Source organism: Pseudomonas sp. FBCC-B35 (genome assembly GCF_059133755.1).
Genome location: NZ_CP101439.1, coordinates 3,047,584 through 3,066,809, shown reverse-complemented (window position 1 = coordinate 3,066,809; position 19,226 = coordinate 3,047,584). Strand labels below are relative to the sequence as shown.

18 protein-coding genes are annotated in these 19,226 nt (G+C 62.3%); 13 read left to right on the top strand and 5 right to left on the bottom strand.

Annotated features, from left to right (window positions below; genetic code table 11):
* The first annotated feature begins 225 nt into the window (after positions 1-225).
* From htpG to NMB38_RS13990, 3 genes are all read left to right on the top strand, one after another.
* Positions 226-2,130, top strand: coding sequence for a molecular chaperone HtpG (gene htpG, locus NMB38_RS14000; RefSeq protein ID WP_059183789.1), 1,905 nt, complete (start codon positions 226-228; stop codon positions 2,128-2,130).
* A gap of 64 nt (positions 2,131-2,194) precedes the next feature.
* Complete coding sequence (locus NMB38_RS13995; protein WP_027916289.1) at positions 2,195-2,920, top strand: dienelactone hydrolase family protein; 726 nt, start codon at positions 2,195-2,197, stop codon at positions 2,918-2,920.
* A gap of 109 nt (positions 2,921-3,029) precedes the next feature.
* Entirely contained in the window at positions 3,030-4,034 is a 1,005-nt protein-coding gene (locus NMB38_RS13990; RefSeq protein WP_049695677.1) for an amidohydrolase family protein, read from the top strand.
* Positions 4,035-4,130: 96 nt separating this feature from the next.
* Here NMB38_RS13990 and fabB read toward each other — a convergent pair whose 3' ends face one another.
* The 5 genes from fabB to NMB38_RS13965 form a co-directional block, all read right to left on the bottom strand.
* On the bottom strand, positions 4,131-5,351 hold the full coding sequence (fabB, locus tag NMB38_RS13985) for a beta-ketoacyl-ACP synthase I (protein WP_027916287.1): 1,221 nt from the start codon (positions 5,349-5,351) through the stop codon (positions 4,131-4,133).
* Positions 5,352-5,362: 11 nt separating this feature from the next.
* Complete coding sequence (gene fabA, locus NMB38_RS13980; RefSeq protein WP_023533607.1) at positions 5,363-5,878, bottom strand: 3-hydroxyacyl-[acyl-carrier-protein] dehydratase FabA; 516 nt, start codon at positions 5,876-5,878, stop codon at positions 5,363-5,365.
* Between the two features lie 207 nt (positions 5,879-6,085).
* Entirely contained in the window at positions 6,086-8,017 is a 1,932-nt protein-coding gene (locus NMB38_RS13975; protein ID WP_027916286.1) for an ATP-binding protein, read from the bottom strand.
* Entirely contained in the window at positions 8,014-8,904 is an 891-nt protein-coding gene (locus NMB38_RS13970) for an ABC transporter substrate-binding protein (protein WP_028686591.1), read from the bottom strand. Before NMB38_RS13970 ends, NMB38_RS13975 begins: the two co-directional genes overlap by 4 nt.
* Positions 8,904-11,018, bottom strand: coding sequence for a TonB-dependent receptor plug domain-containing protein (locus NMB38_RS13965; RefSeq protein WP_027916284.1), 2,115 nt, complete (start codon positions 11,016-11,018; stop codon positions 8,904-8,906). The genes NMB38_RS13970 and NMB38_RS13965 overlap by 1 nt, the downstream gene beginning before the upstream one ends.
* 201 nt (positions 11,019-11,219) lie before the next feature.
* Here NMB38_RS13965 and NMB38_RS13960 point away from each other — a divergent pair, with 201 nt between their 5' ends.
* The 10 genes from NMB38_RS13960 to kdpA all read left to right on the top strand — a co-directional run bounded on the left by NMB38_RS13960 (position 11,220) and on the right by kdpA (position 19,217).
* Positions 11,220-12,245, top strand: coding sequence for an NAD(P)H-dependent glycerol-3-phosphate dehydrogenase (locus NMB38_RS13960; RefSeq protein ID WP_027916283.1), 1,026 nt, complete (start codon positions 11,220-11,222; stop codon positions 12,243-12,245).
* Between the two features lie 37 nt (positions 12,246-12,282).
* On the top strand, positions 12,283-12,630 hold the full coding sequence (locus NMB38_RS13955; protein WP_027916282.1) for a DUF4389 domain-containing protein: 348 nt from the start codon (positions 12,283-12,285) through the stop codon (positions 12,628-12,630).
* On the top strand, positions 12,627-13,085 hold the full coding sequence (sixA, locus tag NMB38_RS13950; RefSeq protein ID WP_027916281.1) for a phosphohistidine phosphatase SixA: 459 nt from the start codon (positions 12,627-12,629) through the stop codon (positions 13,083-13,085). Before NMB38_RS13955 ends, sixA begins: the two co-directional genes overlap by 4 nt.
* Before the next feature lie 120 nt (positions 13,086-13,205).
* Complete coding sequence (locus NMB38_RS13945; RefSeq protein ID WP_457274114.1) at positions 13,206-13,592, top strand: hypothetical protein; 387 nt, start codon at positions 13,206-13,208, stop codon at positions 13,590-13,592.
* Between the two features lie 91 nt (positions 13,593-13,683).
* Positions 13,684-14,472: an alpha/beta fold hydrolase gene (locus NMB38_RS13940; protein WP_027916279.1), complete on the top strand. Its 789-nt coding sequence runs from the start codon at positions 13,684-13,686 to the stop codon at positions 14,470-14,472.
* The gene (locus tag NMB38_RS13935; RefSeq protein ID WP_490805916.1) at positions 14,469-15,323 is read left to right on the top strand and encodes an alpha/beta hydrolase; all 855 of its coding nucleotides are present in this window, start codon (positions 14,469-14,471) and stop codon (positions 15,321-15,323) included. Before NMB38_RS13940 ends, NMB38_RS13935 begins: the two co-directional genes overlap by 4 nt.
* A 109-nt stretch (positions 15,324-15,432) precedes the next feature.
* The gene (locus NMB38_RS13930; RefSeq protein WP_027916277.1) at positions 15,433-16,227 is read left to right on the top strand and encodes a DUF4892 domain-containing protein; all 795 of its coding nucleotides are present in this window, start codon (positions 15,433-15,435) and stop codon (positions 16,225-16,227) included.
* 11 nt (positions 16,228-16,238) lie between these two features.
* Positions 16,239-17,288, top strand: a complete 1,050-nt coding sequence (locus tag NMB38_RS13925) for an AI-2E family transporter (protein WP_059184147.1) — start codon at positions 16,239-16,241, stop codon at positions 17,286-17,288.
* A 134-nt stretch (positions 17,289-17,422) separates the two neighbouring features.
* Positions 17,423-17,512 (top strand): K(+)-transporting ATPase subunit F, encoded by a 90-nt coding sequence (gene kdpF / locus NMB38_RS13920; protein WP_033695165.1) that lies wholly within the window; start codon positions 17,423-17,425, stop codon positions 17,510-17,512.
* A gap of 10 nt (positions 17,513-17,522) precedes the next feature.
* A complete protein-coding gene (gene kdpA, locus NMB38_RS13915) occupies positions 17,523-19,217 on the top strand; it encodes a potassium-transporting ATPase subunit KdpA (RefSeq protein WP_088523620.1) in 1,695 nt (564 codons plus the stop codon).
* The last annotated feature ends 9 nt before the right edge of the window (positions 19,218-19,226 follow it).

Sequence of the window (19,226 nt, the reverse complement as noted above, 5' to 3'; positions counted from 1 at the left end):
GCTCTTTGCTGTGTCTGTATCGACGCCCGTCCTAACCCGGAAACGTTACACCGCCCGCGGCAAGCAGGGCGGCACAGCGGCTCGCCATGACCCGCTCGGATTTGAAGATCGAACCATGCAGGCCCTTGAAATCGATTTGGCAGCCCCCATCTGCATGACATCCGCCGCCAACGCAGCCATTGTGCCGCTTGGCGACCACTGTCATCTGATCGGAGTTTGAAGAACATGAGCGTGGAGACTCAAAAAGAAACGCTGGGCTTCCAGACCGAGGTAAAGCAACTGCTGCACCTCATGATCCATTCCTTGTACTCGAACAAGGAGATCTTCCTGCGCGAACTGATCTCCAACGCCTCCGACGCCTCCGATAAGCTGCGCTTCGAGGCGCTGGCTAAGCCTGAACTGCTCGAAGGCGATGCCGACCTGAAGATTCGCCTGAGCTTCGACAAGGAGGCCGGTACGGTCACCCTCGAGGATAACGGCATCGGTATGACCCGCGATGACGTCATCGCTCACTTGGGCACCATTGCCAAATCCGGCACTGCCGACTTCATGAAGAACCTCACCGGCGATCAGAAGAAAGACTCGCACCTGATCGGTCAGTTCGGCGTGGGCTTCTACTCGGCATTCATCGTGGCCGATCAGGTCGATGTCTACAGCCGTCGTGCAGGCCAGCCTGCCAGCGAAGGCGTGCACTGGTCGTCCAAGGGCGAGGGCGAGTTCGAAGTTGCGACCGTCGACAAGCCTGAGCGCGGTACCCGCATTGTCCTGCACCTGAAAAAAGACGAGCTGGAATTCGCCGATGGCTGGCGCCTGCGCAACGTGGTCAAAAAGTATTCCGATCACATTGCCCTGCCAATCCAGTTGCCCAAGGAGCAGGCAGCCGCCGAAGGCGAAGAGCAGCCAGCCGAAGAGTGGGAAACCGTCAACCGTGCAAGCGCCCTGTGGACCCGTCCGCGTACCGAGATCAAGGACGAGGAATACCAGGAGTTCTACAAGCACATCGGCCATGACTTCGAAAACCCGTTGGCCTGGAGCCATAACAAGGTCGAAGGCAAGCTCGAATACAACTCGCTGCTGTACGTGCCTGCCCGTGCACCGTTCGACCTGTACCAGCGCGAAGCCCCGCGCGGCTTGAAGCTGTACGTGCAGCGCGTGTTCATCATGGATCAGGCCGAGTCGTTCCTGCCGCTTTACCTGCGCTTCATCAAGGGTGTCGTGGACTCCAACGACCTGTCGCTGAACGTGTCGCGGGAAATCCTGCAGAAAGACCCGATCATCGATTCGATGAAGACCGCGTTGACCAAGCGCGTGCTGGACATGCTCGAAAAACTGTCCAAGAACGAGCCCGAGCAGTACAAGAGTTTCTGGAAAAACTTCGGTCAGGTATTGAAAGAGGGCCCGGCCGAAGACTTTGCCAACAAGGAAAAGATCGCTGGCCTGTTGCGCTTCGCGTCCACCCAGGACGAAAGCGGCGAGCAGAGTGTGTCGCTGGCTGACTACCTGGCCCGCGCCAAGGAAGGGCAGGACAAGATCTACTACCTCACCGGCGAGTCCTACGCGCAGGTCAAGAACAGCCCGCACCTCGAAGTCTTCCGCAAGAAAGGCATCGAAGTGTTGCTGCTGACCGACCGCATCGACGAGTGGCTGATGAGCTACCTGAACGAATTTGACGGCAAGGCGTTCGTGGATGTTGCCCGTGGCGACCTGGATCTGGGCAAACTTGATAGCGAAGAAGACAAGAAGGCCCAGGAAGAAGTCGCCAAGGATAAGGAAGGCTTGGTCGAGCGCCTGAAAACCGCACTGGGCGAAAACGTTGCCGAAGTGCGTGTCTCCCATCGCCTGACTGATTCGCCAGCCATCCTGGCCATCGGCGAGCAGGACCTGGGGTTGCAAATGCGCCAGATTCTGGAAGCCAGCGGCCAGAAAGTGCCCGATTCCAAGCCTATCTTCGAGTTCAACCCAACCCACCCGCTGATCGAGAAGCTCGATCACGAACAGAGTGAGGACCGCTTCGCCGAGCTGTCGCACATCCTGTTCGACCAGGCCGCGCTGGCAGCCGGTGATAGCCTGAAGGATCCCGCAGCCTATGTGCGGCGCCTGAACAAGCTGTTGGTCGAGTTGTCTGCTTGAATTGACGTATGGCTAAAGCCCGCTTCGGCGGGCTTTTTTCATGGTGCAGCCTGAGGAGTACAGCATGAGTAAGGTAGTCGTCGAATCTTTGATCCACCACCTGTCCGGCAAGACCTTCGAAAGCCGTTTGGCCTATGAGCCCGGCGCCCTGGGTCGACCTGGCCTGGTGATGGCGCCCAACTGGATGGGCGTGACCGAAGGGGCCGAGCGCATCGCCAAGGAGGTGGCAGCGCAAGGTTATGTGGTGCTGCTCGTCGATCTCTATGGGCAGACCGTTCGCCCGGCGAATGCCGATGAAGCGGGCGCAGCAATGATGCCGCTCAAAAACGACCGCGGCGAGTTGCGCAGGCGCATGGAAGGTGCCCTTGCCCAGTTGCTCGGTCAGTCCAAGGCGCCACTGAGCCCAGGCAAGGTGGCTACCTTCGGGTTCTGCTTTGGGGGCTGCTGCGCGCTCGAATTGGCGCGTGCGGGGGCTGATCTTCGTGCAGCGATCTCCTTCCATGGCACGCTGGACACGCCTGACCCCGAGGATGCCAAACGCATCAAGGGCTCGGTCCTGGTGCTGCATGGCGCATCCGATCCCTTGGTGCCCAAAGAGCAGCTACCGGCATTCGAAGACGAAATGAACGCCGCCAAGGTCGATTGGCAACTGGTCAGCTATGGCGGGGCGGTGCATTCGTTCACCGACCCGGATGCCAACGTGCCCGGCAAGACGCAGTATGACCGGCGCACGTCCGAGCGCGCCTTCCGCGCGATGCACAACCTGCTGGCCGAGGTATTCCAGCGCTAGCGCGCAGGTGGCCGCAGCGATTGCCAGCCCTGCTTTGATGGCAAGGCTGGCGAACCGCACGCTGCGCGTGCAGGTCTAGTAGGTTTGCCCCCTTACAAGGAAGCCCACCATGATCGCCAGAGCACTGGCCTGCGTAGCGTTGACCGCCTGGCTGGGTCCAGGGGCCGAGGCCCGTGAATACCGTTACAGCGATGCTCACCTGCATTACGTGGATTTCTTCCAGGAATCCGAAGGTATGCCGGCGCTGCTCAAGGCCATGGACGCTGCAGGCATCGATCAGTCGATGATTTCGGGCATTCCCGTTGCCAAGAAATGGCATGAAGACGAGCCCAAGCGTCCCCGCTATTACGCCGGCGACGATGCGGACGCCTATTGGTACAGCGCCACCGATACCTATGTAGCAGCGGCGCTGCAGCCATTGTCGGACGAACAACGCAAGCGATTCCATCCCTTCCTGACCGGCTTCAATCCAGTCGACAAGAATGCCGTGAGCCATATCGAACGCATGCTCGACCTTTACCCAGGCCTCTGGCAGGGTATTGGCGAGGTATTCACCCGTCACGATGACCTGACGGCGTTGACCAGCGGCGAAACCCCGCGTGCCAACAACGAAGCCATGACACGGGTCTATCACCTGGCCGCCGAGCGCGACCTGCCGGTGCTGTTGCATTCCAACATCACTTCCAAGCGCGAGCGTAACCCGTTGTACCTGGCCGAGATCGAAGAGCCCCTGCGCAATCATCCGCATACGCGTTTCATCTGGGCACACGCCGGCAGCAGCATGGAAATTCACCGGCATCAGACACAGATGGATTTTCTACTGCCGGTGCTGACGCGATTAATCGAGGACTACCCGAACCTGTACGTGGACCTGTCGTGGAGTGTGCTCAAGCCCTACCTGCTCGATGAACAGGACGTCCCACGCAAAGCCTGGCTGGCGCTCGTTGAACGCTACCCAACGCGGTTCATGCTGGGCTCGGATGTGGTCGGCCGCTTCGATAGCCTGGGAGAGGAGATGGACAGTTTCAGGCCATTTCTGGATGCCTTGCCCGAGGATGTAGCCAGACGCGTGGCCAAGGACAACTTTCTGGCTGTGCTGCCCAAGGGTAAATGACAGCGTAGGTCGCGTCGGGCCCAATGGATCTGTTTTCCAGCGTAAATGAAAACGCCCCGAACCAGTCGGGGCGTTCTCTATTGGCGCGTCAGCGAATCACTTGCCTTCCCAGCGCTTGAGCACCAGGGTGGCATTGGTGCCGCCGAAACCGAAGCTGTTGCTCATGACCGTATCGATCTTGGCATTTTCTTCGGTCTTGCGCAGGATCGGCAGGTCAGCGACCGCCGGGTCCAGTTCGTCGATGTTGGCCGAGCCAGCGATGAAGTTGTTTTCCATCATCAGCAAGCAGTAGATCGCCTCGTGTACACCGGCAGCCCCCAGCGAGTGGCCGGACAGGCTCTTGGTTGAGCTGATCTTCGGTGCATTTTCGCCGAACACTTCGCGCACACCCTTCATTTCGGCAACGTCGCCCACTGGGGTAGAGGTGCCGTGGGTGTTCAGGTAGTCGATCGGCGTGTCGACGGTCGACAGCGCCTGCTGCATGCAGCGGATGGCGCCTTCGCCGCTTGGGGCGACCATGTCGTAGCCGTCGGAGGTGGCGCCATAGCCGATGATCTCGGCGTAGATCTTGGCGCCACGGGCCAGAGCGTGTTCCAGCTCTTCGACCACCACCATGCCACCGCCGCCGGCGATGACGAAGCCATCACGGTCCGCGTCATAGGCACGCGAGGCCAGTTCCGGGGTTTCGTTGCGCTTGGTCGACAGGGCGCCCATGGCATCGAACAGGAACGACTGGCTCCAGTGCTCTTCTTCACCGCCGCCGGCGAACACGATGTCCTGCTTGCCCCACTGGATCTGCTCCAGTGCGGTGCCGATGCAGTGAGCCGATGTAGCGCAGGCGGAAGAGATCGAGTAGTTGATGCCCTTGATCTTGAACGGCGTCGCCAGGCACGCCGAAACGGTGCTGCCCATGGTGCGAGTGACCCGGTAAGGGCCTACACGCTTGACGCCTTTTTCGCGCAGAGTATCCAGCGCTTCCATCTGATTCAGGGTCGATGCACCGCCGGAGCCGGCCACCAGGCCGGTACGTGGGCTGGAGACCTGCTCATCGGTCAGGCCCGAGTCCTTGATGGCGTCCTGCATCGCCAGGTAGGCGTAGGCAGCCGCATGCCCGACGAAACGGAAGACCTTGCGGTCGATCAGCTCTTCGAGGTTGAGGTCGATGGAGCCGGAAACCTGGCTACGCAGCCCCATTTCCTTGTATTCCGGGTTGTAACGGATACCCGGACGGCTGTTGCGCAGGTTTTCGGTGACGGTAGCTTTGTCATTGCCCAGGCACGACACGATGCCCAGACCAGTGATAACGACGCGGCGCATGCGAATAACCCTTAGAAGTTGTCAGTGGAGGTGAACACGCCGACCCGCAGGCCTTCGGCGGTGTAGATCTCGCGGCCGTCGACGCTGACCGAACCATCGGCGATGGCCATGTTCAGCTTGCCTTTGAGCACGCGCTTGATGTGAATGTTGTAGGTGACGTTCTTGGCGGTAGGCAGCACCTGGCCGAAGAACTTCACTTCACCGGAGCCCAGTGCACGACCGCGGCCCGGCAGGCCTTGCCAGCCCAGGAAAAAGCCGACCAGCTGCCACATGGCATCGAGGCCCAGGCAGCCTGGCATCACTGGGTCGCCTTCGAAATGGCAGGCAAAAAACCAAAGATCAGGATTGATGTCCAGCTCGGCGACCAATTCACCTTTGCCGTACTTGCCGCCTTCTTCACTGATGTGGGTGATGCGATCGACCATCAGCATGTTCGGCGCGGGCAGTTGCGCATTACCTGGGCCGAACAGCTCACCGCGACTGCAGCGCAGCAGGTCTTCCCGAGTAAAGGCGTGTTGTTTGGTCATGCGAGCTCCTCAATAACCCCCTGCGGCAGGGGATGAATCTTCCCGGCCAGCCCGTCACGCATCGCGAACGGGGCGGCAGCCTACAGGTAGACTATTGCGTTGTAGTGAAAGTCACAGCGCACCTGTCGAAAGAAGTACAGGTGTGCACTGAAACGTCTATTTTCAGGTCCGAAAGGAGTCCTGTCCAGTGTTTAAGACTGCCGCACTTTAGCATTTATCGCCAGTCGCGGTTGCCTGTCCTGGCAGCCAGCGCACCAGCACCTGCTGCAATTCACTGCGGCGCAGGGGTTTGCTCAGATAGTCATCCATTCCTGCGGCAAGGCATCGTTCGCGATCACCCTGCAATGCATTGGCAGTCAGGGCGATGATCGGTACGTGTGCACCGTGGGTCAGCAGGCGCATCTGGCGCGTGGCCTCGTAACCATCCATGTAGGGCAGGCCACAGTCCATGAAAACGGCGGCGAAACGTTGCAGCCTGACCAGCTCCACGGCCTGCTGGCCGTCGTCGGCCGTGCTCACCTCAACGCCCAGGCTGCACAACATGGCCTCGGTGACGCTCTGGTTGACAGCATTGTCTTCGACCAGCAGTACCCTGGTGGGTTCGGTCCAGGCAAGCTGGCCGGGCGGCGCAGCGCGGCGGATCTGGCGCGCCGATGCTGGCAGTGCCAGTGGCATCTCCAGCGTGAAGGTCGAGCCATGGCCTTCAAGGCTCTGACCGTGCAGGTGCCCGCCCATGCGCTCGGCCAGGGTGCGCGCGATGGACAGGCCCAGGCCGGTGCCGCCGTAGCGGCGAGAAATCGAGCTGTCGGCCTGCTGGAAAGCGACGAACATCATCTCCAGACGATCATTGTCAATGCCGATGCCCGTGTCCTGCACGCTGCATGTCAGCCAGATGCGCTGCTCATCCATCAACTGCCAACGGGCTTCGACCCGCACCTGCCCCTGCTCGGTGAACTTCAGGGCATTACCGATCAGGTTCAGGAGAATCTGCCGGATCCGGGTAGGATCGCCGTTCACCTGCAACTGGGCGGTGTCCTCGGCCAGGCTCAAGTCGAGCGCCAGACCTTGTTGCTGTGCAGCATGCTGGAACGACTGGACGCAGTGGGTGATGAGCTCGCCGAGGTTGAAATCGATGTGTTCGAGCTGCAAGGCCGCCCGTTCGATCCGCGAAAAATCGAGGATGTCATTGATGACCCGCAGCAGATGCCCCGTCGACTCGCTCGCCACCGCGGTGTAGTCGGCCTGCTCGCTGCTCATCGAGGTGGTTTCGAGCAATTGCAGCATGCCCAATACGCCGTTTAGCGGTGTGCGCAGCTCGTGGCTCATCATGGCCAGGAAATCAGACTTGGCGCGGTTGGCCTGCTCGGCTTCCTCACGTGCCTGGATCAGCTCGGCGATGGCTTTTTTCTGCTCGGTGCTGGCCTGCTCGAGCGCATGCGCCAGGTTATTGATGTGCCGGGCCAGATGCCCTAGCTCGCTGTCGTCCACCACCGGAACCGGCGTGTCGTAGTGACCCTGCTGGATGGCCTTGACGGCATGGCCCATGTCGCTGATGGGCTTGGCCAGGCTCATGGCCAGACGGCGAGCCAGCAAAAATGTGAACAGCAGTGCGAACAACGCCAGCACTGCGGCCTTGATCACGATCTCCTGCTGACGCTGGCTGAATGCATCGTCCGACATGCCGACGATGACCCGGCCCAGGTAGTCATCGCCGATGGCCGGGGCAGCCGCCAGGCCTTCCTGCAAAAAGTCGCTTTCGAGTCGTATCTGCTGCAGACGAATCGGCGCTTGAAACACTTCCACCTGCTGGGCACGGTTGGTGCTTTCGTCAGACTGCTCGACGTACACCAGAATGTGATTGCGACTGTCCTGTACCTCCAGGAACCGCACGTGGGGAATGCTCAGCGTGGCGCGCATCAGGCCTTCGAGCACTTCGTTGTTGCCTGAGATGACCCCGTATTCGGACGCGGGCGCGAGCTGGTTGGCGATCAATTGGCCGGTGTGGTTGAGCTCCTGACGCAAATCCTGGATGCGCACGAACGTGAAGAAGCTGATCAATAGCAGCGTCAGCAGCAGCGCCGGGCCTAGGCTGATGATCTGCGTGCGCGTATGAATGTCCCAGTTCAGGCCCTTGGTCATGGGGTGCGCTCTCCATCAGCCAAGGCTTGGGCGGCGGTGTCGGGATCAATGGGCTCCAGGCCCAGCGCCCGTGCCACCTGCTGATTGCCGCTGACCCCGAAATGGGCTGGGTAGAGGCTGCGGGGCCAGCGCGCAGGTGATTGCCCGAGCAGGCTGTCGAGCACGCTTAACCAATCTTGCTGATCGCTGTAGGTGCTGGCCAGCGCGCCGGCACGGACGAATCCGGCATTGGGGCCAATCAGGGCCATTTGACGGCCGTAACTGCTGAGCAACAGGTTTTTCGCTGTCTTGGAATTGTACAGGTCCGGATCATCAAGCCCGAGCAGCACGTCACTGCTGCCCAGCAGGTGTTGCAGGGGGCGGCTGTCACGTGGGTCGGGCCAAGCCTGTGCCACGATCTCGAGGCCAAGCGGTTGCGCGGCACGGCGCAGCTCATCAAGCAAAAACCCACTGTGTTCACCGTAGAGCACCCCGATGCGCCTGGCTTGCGGCAACAGGTAGCGGGTCAGGCGCAATTGCCGATCCAGTGGCGGGTCGCTCCACAACAAGGTGAGAAACCCGGGGCGTGACTTTCCCAGGCGCTGTTCCACCTGCACCCGGCTGACCCTCATGGCCAGTGCCGGTGGGCCGGCGGTTTGCGACAGGCGCCACTGTAATGCCTCGTCGTCCAGCAACACCAGGCGCAGGTCCAGGTCGAGCCGGCTCGGCGCAGGCAGCTCGCTGGCAGCCTGAAAATGCACGTGGTCGTTGGGGCGTCGACTTTCCAGGGCAGCGATGAAGCTGCGGATGCCTGGCTGGTCCTGGGCGCCGACCAGCAAGATCTCGCTGGCGGACAACTGCCCCAATGGCCACAGCCATAGCACCAACAGGCGCAGCAAGCGAACCATCAGAACTCCAGCTCCGCGCTCAGGCTCAGCCGCTGCCGGCTGTCATAGCGGTTCTGCACGGCGGTGGTGGGCTCATCATCCAGGCGTTGCTGCCACAGGGCTGCCAGTTCCAGATTGCTCCCGTACACGCGCCAGCGCTTGGCCACGCGCAGGTCCAGGCGCTCGTAGCGGTACTGATTGAGGGCATCGTCACCGTAGTAGAAAGCGCCACTGGACCAGCCGTGGCCCCAGTCCCTCATCCAGCCGGCAGAGCCGCTGTTGCTGGCGCTGAGGTTGCGGTCGGCAGGATTGCTGGCCCAGGCGTCGACATGGGCGAAGGTCAAGCGCAGCCGGTCGCGCAGGGTAGGGCGCCAATCGAACTGGGCCTCGCTGCCGCTGAAGCGCGCCCGGTTCGCATTGCTGGCAATGTACTGGTTGTTCTTGAGCGGCTCGCTGATCATGCCAGTGATTTCGTCGTAGAACACCTTCAGGTCCATGCTCAGGTCCAGGTCGCTGAAATAACCGTTGTAGCCCAGCTCACGCGAGCGCATGTGCTCCTGCTCCAGGTCACCAGGGCCGCGGGTCTTGACGAAGTATTCGCCATGCTGCTGGCCAAAGGCGTAGGGCATCAGGTTCTTGACGGTGTAGCTCCAGTTGACGTTGTTTTCGAACATGTCAGGCGAACGTACCGCCTCGGAATAGACGGCGCGCAGGCCATGGCGCGGGGTGATCAGGTAATTGACCGCCAACCGTGGGGTAAGCGAGCTGCCAGAGAGCCGCGAATCCTCGAACATGGCGCCGCCCTGCACGATCCAGTGCTCGTCGGCTCGCCATTCCAGTTGCCCGAAAAGCCGCCAGGTCTGGTCGTCGACGCTGCCATTGAAGTAGGTCTGCGAGTCGGCACGATCATAGCGATAGTTCATGCCGCTGAGCAGGCGCAGGCTGTCGGTCAGGCTGTAGGTGTCCTGTATTTCCAGGTCATAGCGGGTTTCGCGCGTGCTCTGGTCGACATCGCCGCACACCACGTCACTGCCGCCCTGACTGTTCCACTGTGCCTTGATCGCATCGACCAGGGCCTGCTCCTGGGGGTTGCTGCTAGGTGGCGGGTTGTTCGCGCCACGGGCTACCCGCTCGGCGTAATTGGGGTTCATCTGCCAGAGGCGGGTGAGTTCGGGGCTGAAGGACAGCGCCGCGTCGCAGGCTCGCCACACCTGCTGGCGGTCGAAATGCTGCGCCGAGCCCTGGACATACAGGCTGTGTTCAGCGGCAAAGTCGATGTTCCAACGCACCGAGCCTGCATAGTCCATGGCCTTGACGTCGGCATCCTTGCCGCGCTGGGTCACGAACGGGAATACCGGCTGGTAGGTATAAGGCCGCTGGTTGGTGCCTTCCTTGGCGGCCAGTTGCCATTCCAGTGTCTGGTCCACCGTCAGGGTATGGCTGGCGCTCAGGTTCAAACGTGTGGCGCGGCGGCTGTCACGGTAGTCCTGGCCGAACTGGTCATGGTCGAACCCGTCATCCTGCTGGCCCGACAGCGATAGACGCATATCGCCGTTGTCCCAGCCAAAGCCCTGGCTGGCATAGAAGTCGTCGATGCCGTTCTGCCCGCGTGTGACTTTCAGACGCGTGCCGTGGCTGTCGGCAGGATTGCGAGTGAGAATGTTCACCACGGCCATCAGGGCATTGGCGCCATAGCTGACCGTGTTCGGCCCCCTGAACACCTCGATCCGGTCGATGTCCTCCAGCGCCAGCGGGATATCGCTCCAGTCCACCGTCGCCAGCCCTGCCCGGTACACCGAGCGGCCGTCGATCAGCACCTGCATGCGACGTGCTTCGTTGACGTTGCTGCCGTGGTAATTGACGGTCGGTTGATTGCCCGCCCCGTAGCCCACCATCATGCCCGGCACGAGCCTCAGCAGTTCGGGAATGTCACGCGCGCCGCTGGCCCGGATCAACGCGCTGTCGAGCACGGTCATGCTCCCTGGCACCGCAGCCGGGGATTGTTTGAGGCGTGTTGCAGTCAAAACCTGTGGCAGGTCACTGTTGTCGATGAACAAGTCATCTGCCAGGGCAGGTGCACCGAGCAGGGCGGTCAACAGCAACAGCCGCGGGTAGGGAGGCGAGCCAGGGAGCACGGAGCGGCCTTGTATCGTGGGTAAACCGGCATGGTAAATGAACTTTGCCGTTTTGCCAGTGATCTGCGGCGGTATTGATGCTCGCCGACTGGTGGGTACATACCTGGCCTGGATGAGCGATGCCCGACCGGCCTTGGCGCGGGGCAGGCGACCCGTATAATGCGCCGGTCGCCATTTATTTTAGGTGTTAACGGATTGGATATGACTGATCAGCAACCTGTTGCAGTTCTGGGCGGCGGCAGCTTTGGCACGGCCGTGGCCAACCTGCTGGCACAGAACGGTGTGCCAGTGCGCCAATGGATGCGCGACCCGGCACAGGCCCAGGCGATGCGCGAGCATCGCGAGAACCCGCGTTACCTCAAGGGCATCGGGCTGCACGAAGGGGTGGAGCCGGTCAGTGACCTGCTGGCCACGCTTAAGGCCTGCGACCTGATTTTCGTGGCCTTGCCCTCCAGCGCCTTGCGCAGCGTATTGGCGCCACATGCCGACCTGTTGCGTGGCAAGGGGCTGGTCAGCCTCACCAAAGGGATCGAGGCCCAGACGTTCAAACTGATGAGCCAGATCGTCGAGGAGATCGCCCCGCAGGCGCGCATAGGTGTGCTTTCCGGGCCCAACCTTGCCCGGGAAATTGCCGAGCACGCCCTGACTGCCACCGTGGTGGCCAGTGAAGACGAGCTTTTGTGCCAGCAGGTGCAGGCTGTGCTGCATGGCAAGACTTTCCGCGTGTATGCCAGCAGTGACCGTTTTGGCGTGGAACTCGGCGGCGCCTTGAAGAACGTCTACGCCATCATCGCTGGCATGGCCGTGGCGCTGGGCATGGGCGAGAACACCAAGAGCATGCTGATCACCCGGGCACTGGCCGAGATGACCCGCTTTGCGGTCAGCCAGGGTGCCAACCCCATGACTTTCCTGGGCCTGGCCGGCGTGGGCGACCTGATCGTCACCTGTTCCTCGCCCAAGAGCCGCAACTACCAGGTGGGCTACGCGCTCGGCCAGGGGCTGAGCCTGGATGAGGCCGTGAGTCGGCTGGGGGAAGTGGCAGAGGGCGTCAATACCCTCAAGGTGCTCAAGGCCAAGGCCCAGCAGGCGCAGGTGTACATGCCCCTGGTCGCTGGCCTGCATGCCATCCTGTTCGAGGGCCGCACGTTGAACCAGGTGATCGAGCACCTGATGAGCGCCGAGCCGAAGACCGATGTCGATTTCATTTCCACCAGCGGCTTCAACTGAGCCCGGATAACCCTGGCAAAACGGCAAGGAGCGACACATGAACGATACCCCTGAACACGCCCAGCGCGAGTCCCTCATCCTGCGTGTGGTCTGGATGCTGGTTTTCCTGGTGGTCTGGCAATTGGCCGAGTTGGTGCTCGCAGGCCTGGTGGTGATCCAGTTGATCTATCGGCTGATCTACGGCGCCCCCAGCGCCAGCGTGATGGACCTTGGCGATAGCCTGAGCCAGTACTTGGCACAGATCGGACGTTTCGGCACCTTCCACACGGATCAGAAACCCTGGCCGTTTGCCGATTGGCCAGCACCACGCCCGGCCGACGGCGAGGCGCCCCACGTGGCGCGCGCGCCTGAGCCTGCCCAACCTGACCAAGAGCCCAAGCTGTGAACCTGTGGGTGTTGCGCCACGGCGAAGCCGAGCCGCGAGCCACCCGCGATGCCGAGCGGCGCTTGACCGCGCATGGTCGCGAGCAGGTGCTGCACAGCGCCGCACACCTGGCAGGCAAGCCCTTGCAGGCGATCATTGCCAGCCCTTATGTCCGGGCGCAGCAGACCGCTGCCTTGGTTCATGAGGCATTGGGGTTGAGCGAGCCGGTAAGCACGGTGCCGTGGCTGACCCCCGAGAGCGATGTGCAATATGCGATCGGCCAGATCGAGCGCCTTGGCCTTGATCACGTGCTGTTGGTCAGCCACCAGCCACTGGTCGGGCACCTGGTCGGGCTGCTCGAACACGGTCACCTGCAGCGGCCAGCCGCCATGGGCACTGCCAGCCTGGCGGAACTTGAGGGTGATTGGCCCCTGGCAGGCCTGATGACGCTACGGGCCTTGCACACGTCCCGCTGATTGCCTGCCGTGGCTTTGCCAAGCGGGTTTGCAAGGGAGGCAACTGGCATTTTTGTCAGTTGTTTCAATCGATTGCGGTTTGCTAGCTTTGCCACAAAGGACATGTACAAGGTTGGGTCGATGACGGGCGAAATGTGGAAATTGTTGTGCTCGCTGGACCTGCAAACCACCACTGAGAAGGTCGAGCAAGGCATCGCCCTGGATCACGCCCAGCACAGCTTGCTGCGGGAGGTCGCCGACGCCAAGTTCTACCATCTGATGCGCAAGATCCAGACGGACACGGCGCTTGAGAAAAATCGACGTCAGCAGGCCGAGCAGGAGCTGCTCGCCTTGCAGCAAGCCTGCACCCGCGTGGCCCATCTGATGCAAACCAGCTGCCTGGCATTGCGCAGGCTGGAGCTGGACGCTGATGACCAGCGTCTGGCCCGTGAGGCGCTGGAAAGCCATCAAGTCTTCATCAAGGCGTGCCTGCGACGCTCGCTGGGCAGCTTTGATCGATCGGCATGACCTGATCGCCCTTGCCGATGACCTTTCCGAACGTTGCCTGAGCCCTGGTGGACACCCACAATGGGCCATTCTCTGCGCCCGGAAGCCCGCCATGCCGCAACCGATATTCTTTGCCCATGCCAATGGGTTTCCGTCGGCCACCTACGGCAAGCTGTTCGCCGCCCTGGCGCCGGACTACCACGTGCAGAGCCTGCCCCAGCACGGCCATGACCCGCGGTTTCCGGTGGACGCCAACTGGCAGAGCCTGGTGGACGAGCTGTTGTACCATCTTGAGCAGCAGCCCGACCCCGTTTGGGGCGTGGGGCATTCGCTGGGGGGTGTTCTGCATTTGCATGCCGCCCTGCGCCGACCAGAACTTTACCGGGGCGTGGTCATGCTCGACTCGCCCGTGCTGACCCGCGCAGACCAGTTGCTGCTGCGCGCCGCCAAGCACCTGGGCTTGATCGACCGCATTACCCCAGCCGGTCGGACGCTAGGGCGGCGCGCCGAATTCGAAGATCGGCTCAGTGCCCGCGCGTATTTCGCCAGCCGATCACTGTTCCGCCACTTCGACCCCGACTGCCTGGATGCCTACGTCGAACATGGCTTGCACGAGCAGCAGCACACGCTGTCCCTGCGCTTCGATCCTGCTACCGAAATCAGCATCTATCGCAACGTACCCCACCTGAACCCTGCGCCTGTCCGGCAGTTGCGCCTGCCGCTGGCCATGGTCCGTGGCCAGGCCAGTACCGTAGTGCGCCGCCATCATGCCTTGGCGGTGCGGGGCATACCGAAGGGGGAATACCACAGCGTTCCGGGTGGCCACATGTTCCCGCTGGAGCACCCGGAAGATACCGCCAGCCTGATCAAGGGCCTGTTCGATAGGTGGGGGCAGGCATGAACGTGCAGGTCGAAGACATACGCTTGAATCTTGGCCATATCGAACTGGCCGGCCACGTGTTCGGCCCCGAGGACGGCCTGCCGGTCATTGCGTTGCACGGCTGGCTGGACAACGCCAACAGCTTCGCGCGTCTCGCGCCTCGCCTTCAGGGCCTGCGCATAGTGGCCTTGGACATGGCCGGTCATGGCCATTCGCAGCATCGCCCGCCGGGTGCCGGCTACGCGCTGGCCGACTACGCCTACGACATCGTGCGCGCAGCCGAGCAACTGGGCTGGGAGCAGTTCGCGCTGCTGGGCCATTCGCTTGGCGCCATCATCAGCGTGCAACTGGCCGCCGCACTGCCCGAGCGCGTCAGCCACCTGGCACTTATCGATGGCCTCATCCCGCCCACCGGCGAAGAGCAGGACGCCCCCGAGCGCCTGGGGATGGCGCTGCGTGCACAGATGCGCCTCGATACCAAGCGCAAGTCGGTGTACAGCACGCAGGACCAAGGCGTGGAGGCACGCATGAAGGGCATGGTGGCGGTGAGCCGCGAAGCGGCCGAGCTGCTGGCCCAGCGTGGGCTGATGCCCGTGGCCGGGGGGTACAGCTGGCGCAGCGACAGCCGCTTGACTTTGCCCTCGCCAGTGCGCCTGACGCAAGGCCAGGCAATGGCCTACGTGCGACAAGTCAAGTGCCCCGGCTGCCTGGTGGTGGCAGCGCAGGGCATGCTGGCACGTCGCGAAGGGCTGCTTGAGCAGCTACCCTTTGAACAGGTGACCTTGCCCGGTGGCCATCACCTGCACCTGAACGATGAGCAGGGCGCAACGCTTGTAGCAGACTGTTTCAATCGCTTCTTTGGCTTTGCTTGACTTGCACCGGACAAGTGTCGAGGCTTGGCGGGTTGATCAGGGAGACAACCATGCAATTGCCAGACATGTACATGCTTCACCTTGACGCCGGGCGCCGCGTGGTTTGCCTATGACTGCGCCTGTCGCCTGGCGTTGCCTGCTGGCCGCCGGTACGCTGCTCGCCAGCTCTACGCTCTGGGCCGGCGGCCTGCCCGTGCCAGTGGACGCCAAGATTGTCGACCAGCGCCCGGCCGTGGAGCAGGAGCGCGTCTACCCATTGGGGCCACTGCGCAAGATCAGCGGCCGCCTGCGGGTGGAGGATAAAGTCGAGAGCCGTGGCCAGGTCAGCTCCACGACCTATGAACTGCCGGTTGAGCGCTCTGCGCGGGAGGCGTTCACGCGCGCGCGCGAGAGCTTGCAGCAAGAAGGCGGGTACCCGTTGTTCTGGTGCCAAGGCCGCGATTGTGGCGAGGCCAGCCTGTGGGCCAACGAAGTCTTTGCCAATGCTCGGCTCAATGGTGGCGATGAGCGCCAGGCGTTCATCCTGCTACGCCGCTCTGCCGACCAGGCTGATACGTTGGTCGCACTCTACAGCGTGACCCGTGGCAACCGGCGGGCCTACCTGCATGTGGAGGAGTTCGTCGCAGCCCACCCGTTGGGTGAGCTGCTGCCCACGGCTGCAACCGTGCTGCGTGAGATGCGTGACACCGGCAAGCTTGATTATCCTGATTTGAGCGACCCGCAGCCGGCCTGGGCAACCCTGCTTGCACGCAGCCTCAACCTGGACAGCACCTTGCGCGCCACCCTCAGCGGCGCCCAGGCCGAGGCCTGGCGTGAAGCGCTGATAAAGGCCGGTGTACGCAGCGCTCGCCTGGAAGTCGGCGACTCGCCCACCGATGGCCTGCACCTCGAACTGATTCGTTGACGGGCAAGACCATGGTTGAAAATGACCGCCTGCTGATCCAGATCCTGTTGCTGGCATTGCTGGGCGCCGGCCTGTGGGTCATGGCCCCCTTCATTTCGGCGCTGCTGTGGGGGGCCATCCTCGCATTCGCCAGCTGGCCCCTGATGCGTTTTCTCACCCGCGTGCTGGGTGGACGCGAAACCCTCGCCGCCGGTCTGTTGACCAGCGCCTGGATCCTCATCGTGGCGCTGCCTTTGGTCTGGCTGGGCTTCAACCTGGCTGACCACATTCGTGATGCGACCTTGTTCGTGCGTGATGTGCAGGTTGATGGCCTGCCGGATGCGCCCGTGTGGCTGATCGACATCCCGTTGGTAGGCGAACGCATGGCCAGCTGGTGGTCGTCGCTAGACCAGCAGGGCGCTGCGCTGTTGGCGTCGGTCAAACCCTACCTGGGGCAAGTGGGTAACTGGTTGCTGGCCCGCAGCGCGCAGATCGGCAGTGGCGTGCTGGAGCTCACCCTGAGCCTGGTCTTCGTGTTCTTCTTCTATCGCGACGGGCCGCGGCTCTCGGCGTTCGTGCTGCGGCTGCTGCACCGGCTGACTGGCGAGCGTGCCGAGTATTACCTGAACCTGGTAGCCGGCACGGTGCAACGGGTGGTCAACGGTGTGATCGGTACGGCGGCGGCGCAAGCCCTGCTCGCCTTGATCGGCTTTCTCATCGCAGGCGTGCCGGGTGCCATCGTGCTTGGGTTGGTCACCTTCATGCTCAGCCTGATCCCCATGGGCCCGCCGCTGGCCTGGCTGCCGGTGACCGGCTGGCTGGTATGGAAGGGTGAGTACGGCATGGCGATCTTCATGGGCATCTGGGGCACCTTCGTCATCAGTGGCGTGGACAACGTGCTCAAGCCCTACCTGATCAGCCGTGGCGGAGACCTACCGCTGGTGATCGTGTTGCTCGGCGTGTTCGGCGGCCTGATTGCCTTCGGCTTCATCGGCCTGTTCATTGGCCCGACGTTATTGGCCATAGGCTACAGCCTGCTGCTGGACTGGAGTCGCAACGTGCAGCCCACCCCGACTGCCTAGCCCTGCTGCCTGGCCGAACACCTTTCTTTACGTGTTCTTTATGCCAGGCCTGCCGCTTCGATCTCGAGCCTTTACGCTGGCCTGACCGAAAATCCCCGTAAAGCGGCCACTGCCGCATCAACGGGGAATCATTCATGAACGTGCTCGAAGGGATGTCACTGCTGATCGCGGTGGCCATGGCGGTGTACCTGCTGACGGCGCTATTGCGCGCCGATCGCAGTTAAGGGGTCGCCCATGCATGCCTACGATATCGCCTTGCTGCTGGCCTTCTTCGCCATAGTCCTGCTACCGGCCCCTTGGCTGGGAAGGTTCTACTTCAATGTCATGGAGGGCCGGCGCACGTGGCTTACGCCATTACTGGGACCGATCGAAAATGCCTGCTACCGGCTGGCTGGGATTTGCCCATCGCAGCAACAGGGCTGGCGCCACTATGCCCTGGCGCTGCTGATCTTCAATTTGGTTGGGTTCCTCCTGCTGTTCGGCGCGCTGTTGGGCCAAGGCCTTCTGCCGTTGAATCCGCAGCGCTTACCCGGTCTTGAGTGGTCGCTGGCCTTCAACACCGCGGTCAGTTTCGTGACCAACACCAACTGGCAGGCCTACAGTGGCGAGGCCTCCATCAGCTACCTGAACCAGATGCTCGGCCTGACCGTGCAGAACTTTGTCAGTGCTGCCACGGGCCTGGCCGTGCTGGTAGCCCTGTGCCGTGGTATCGCCCGTCGCAGCAGTGCGGCCCTGGGCAATTTCTGGGTGGACATGACCCGGGCCACGCTTTATGGGCTTTTGCCCATGTCCTTGCTGCTGGCGCTGCTGTTGGTCTGGCAGGGCGTGCCACAGACCTTCAGCGACTATGCCCATGCCCTGACGTTGCAAGGGGCCGAGCAGTTGATCCCGCTCGGCCCGGCAGCCAGCCAGATTGCGATCAAGCAGCTGGGTACCAACGGCGGCGGCTTCTTCGGCGTCAATTCGGCGCATCCGTTTGAAAACCCGACAGCGTGGAGCAACCTGTTCGAGGTATCGGCGATCATCCTGATTCCCGTGGCTCTGGTGTTCATGTTCGGCCATTACGTGAAAGACCTGCGCCAGAGCCGCGCCATTGTGGCCTGCATGCTTGCACTGTTTCTGGTCGGCGGCGCCTCGGCCTTGTGGTCCGAACATCAGCCCAACCCAGCGCTGCACGCCAGCGAGGTAGAGCAGGCAGCCCCTCTGGAAGGCAAGGAAAGTCGCTTTGGCACCACCGGATCGGTGTTGTGGACGGTCACCACCACGGCCGCTTCCAACGGTTCGGTCAATGCCATGCACGACAGCCTCAACCCACTGACCGGCATGGTGGCCATGGTCAACATGATGGTCGGCGAAGTCATCTTCGGCGGCGTCGGGGCGGGCCTGTACGGCATGTTGCTGTTCGTGCTGATCGCGGTGTTTCTCTGCGGGCTGATGATCGGCCGCACGCCGGAATACCTGGGCAAGAAGCTTCAAGCCCGTGAGGTGCAACTGTTGGTGGCGACCTTGTTGGTGATGCCGGTCGGCGTGCTGGTACTGGCCGCCGTCGCTGCCAGCCTTCCAGGGCCGGCCACAGCGGTCAGCAACCCCGGCGCCCATGGTTTCAGCCAGTTGCTGTATGCCTATACCTCCGGGGCCGCCAACAATGGGTCAGCCTTCGCAGGCTTTGGCGCCAACACGGTGTTTCACAACCTCATGATCGGTCTGGCGATGCTGATCGGGCGTTTTGGTTACATCCTGCCAATCCTGGCGCTGGCAGGGAGCCTGGCAGCCAAGCCACAGGCACCTCAAGGCCCCAACAGCTTCCCCACCCATGGGCCACTGTTCACCTTCCTGCTGCTGCTGACCCTCCTGCTGGTAGGCGGGCTGACCTTCCTCCCGACCTTGGCCTTGGGACCGATTGCCGACCATTTGAGCCAGGCCTATTGAGAGATGACC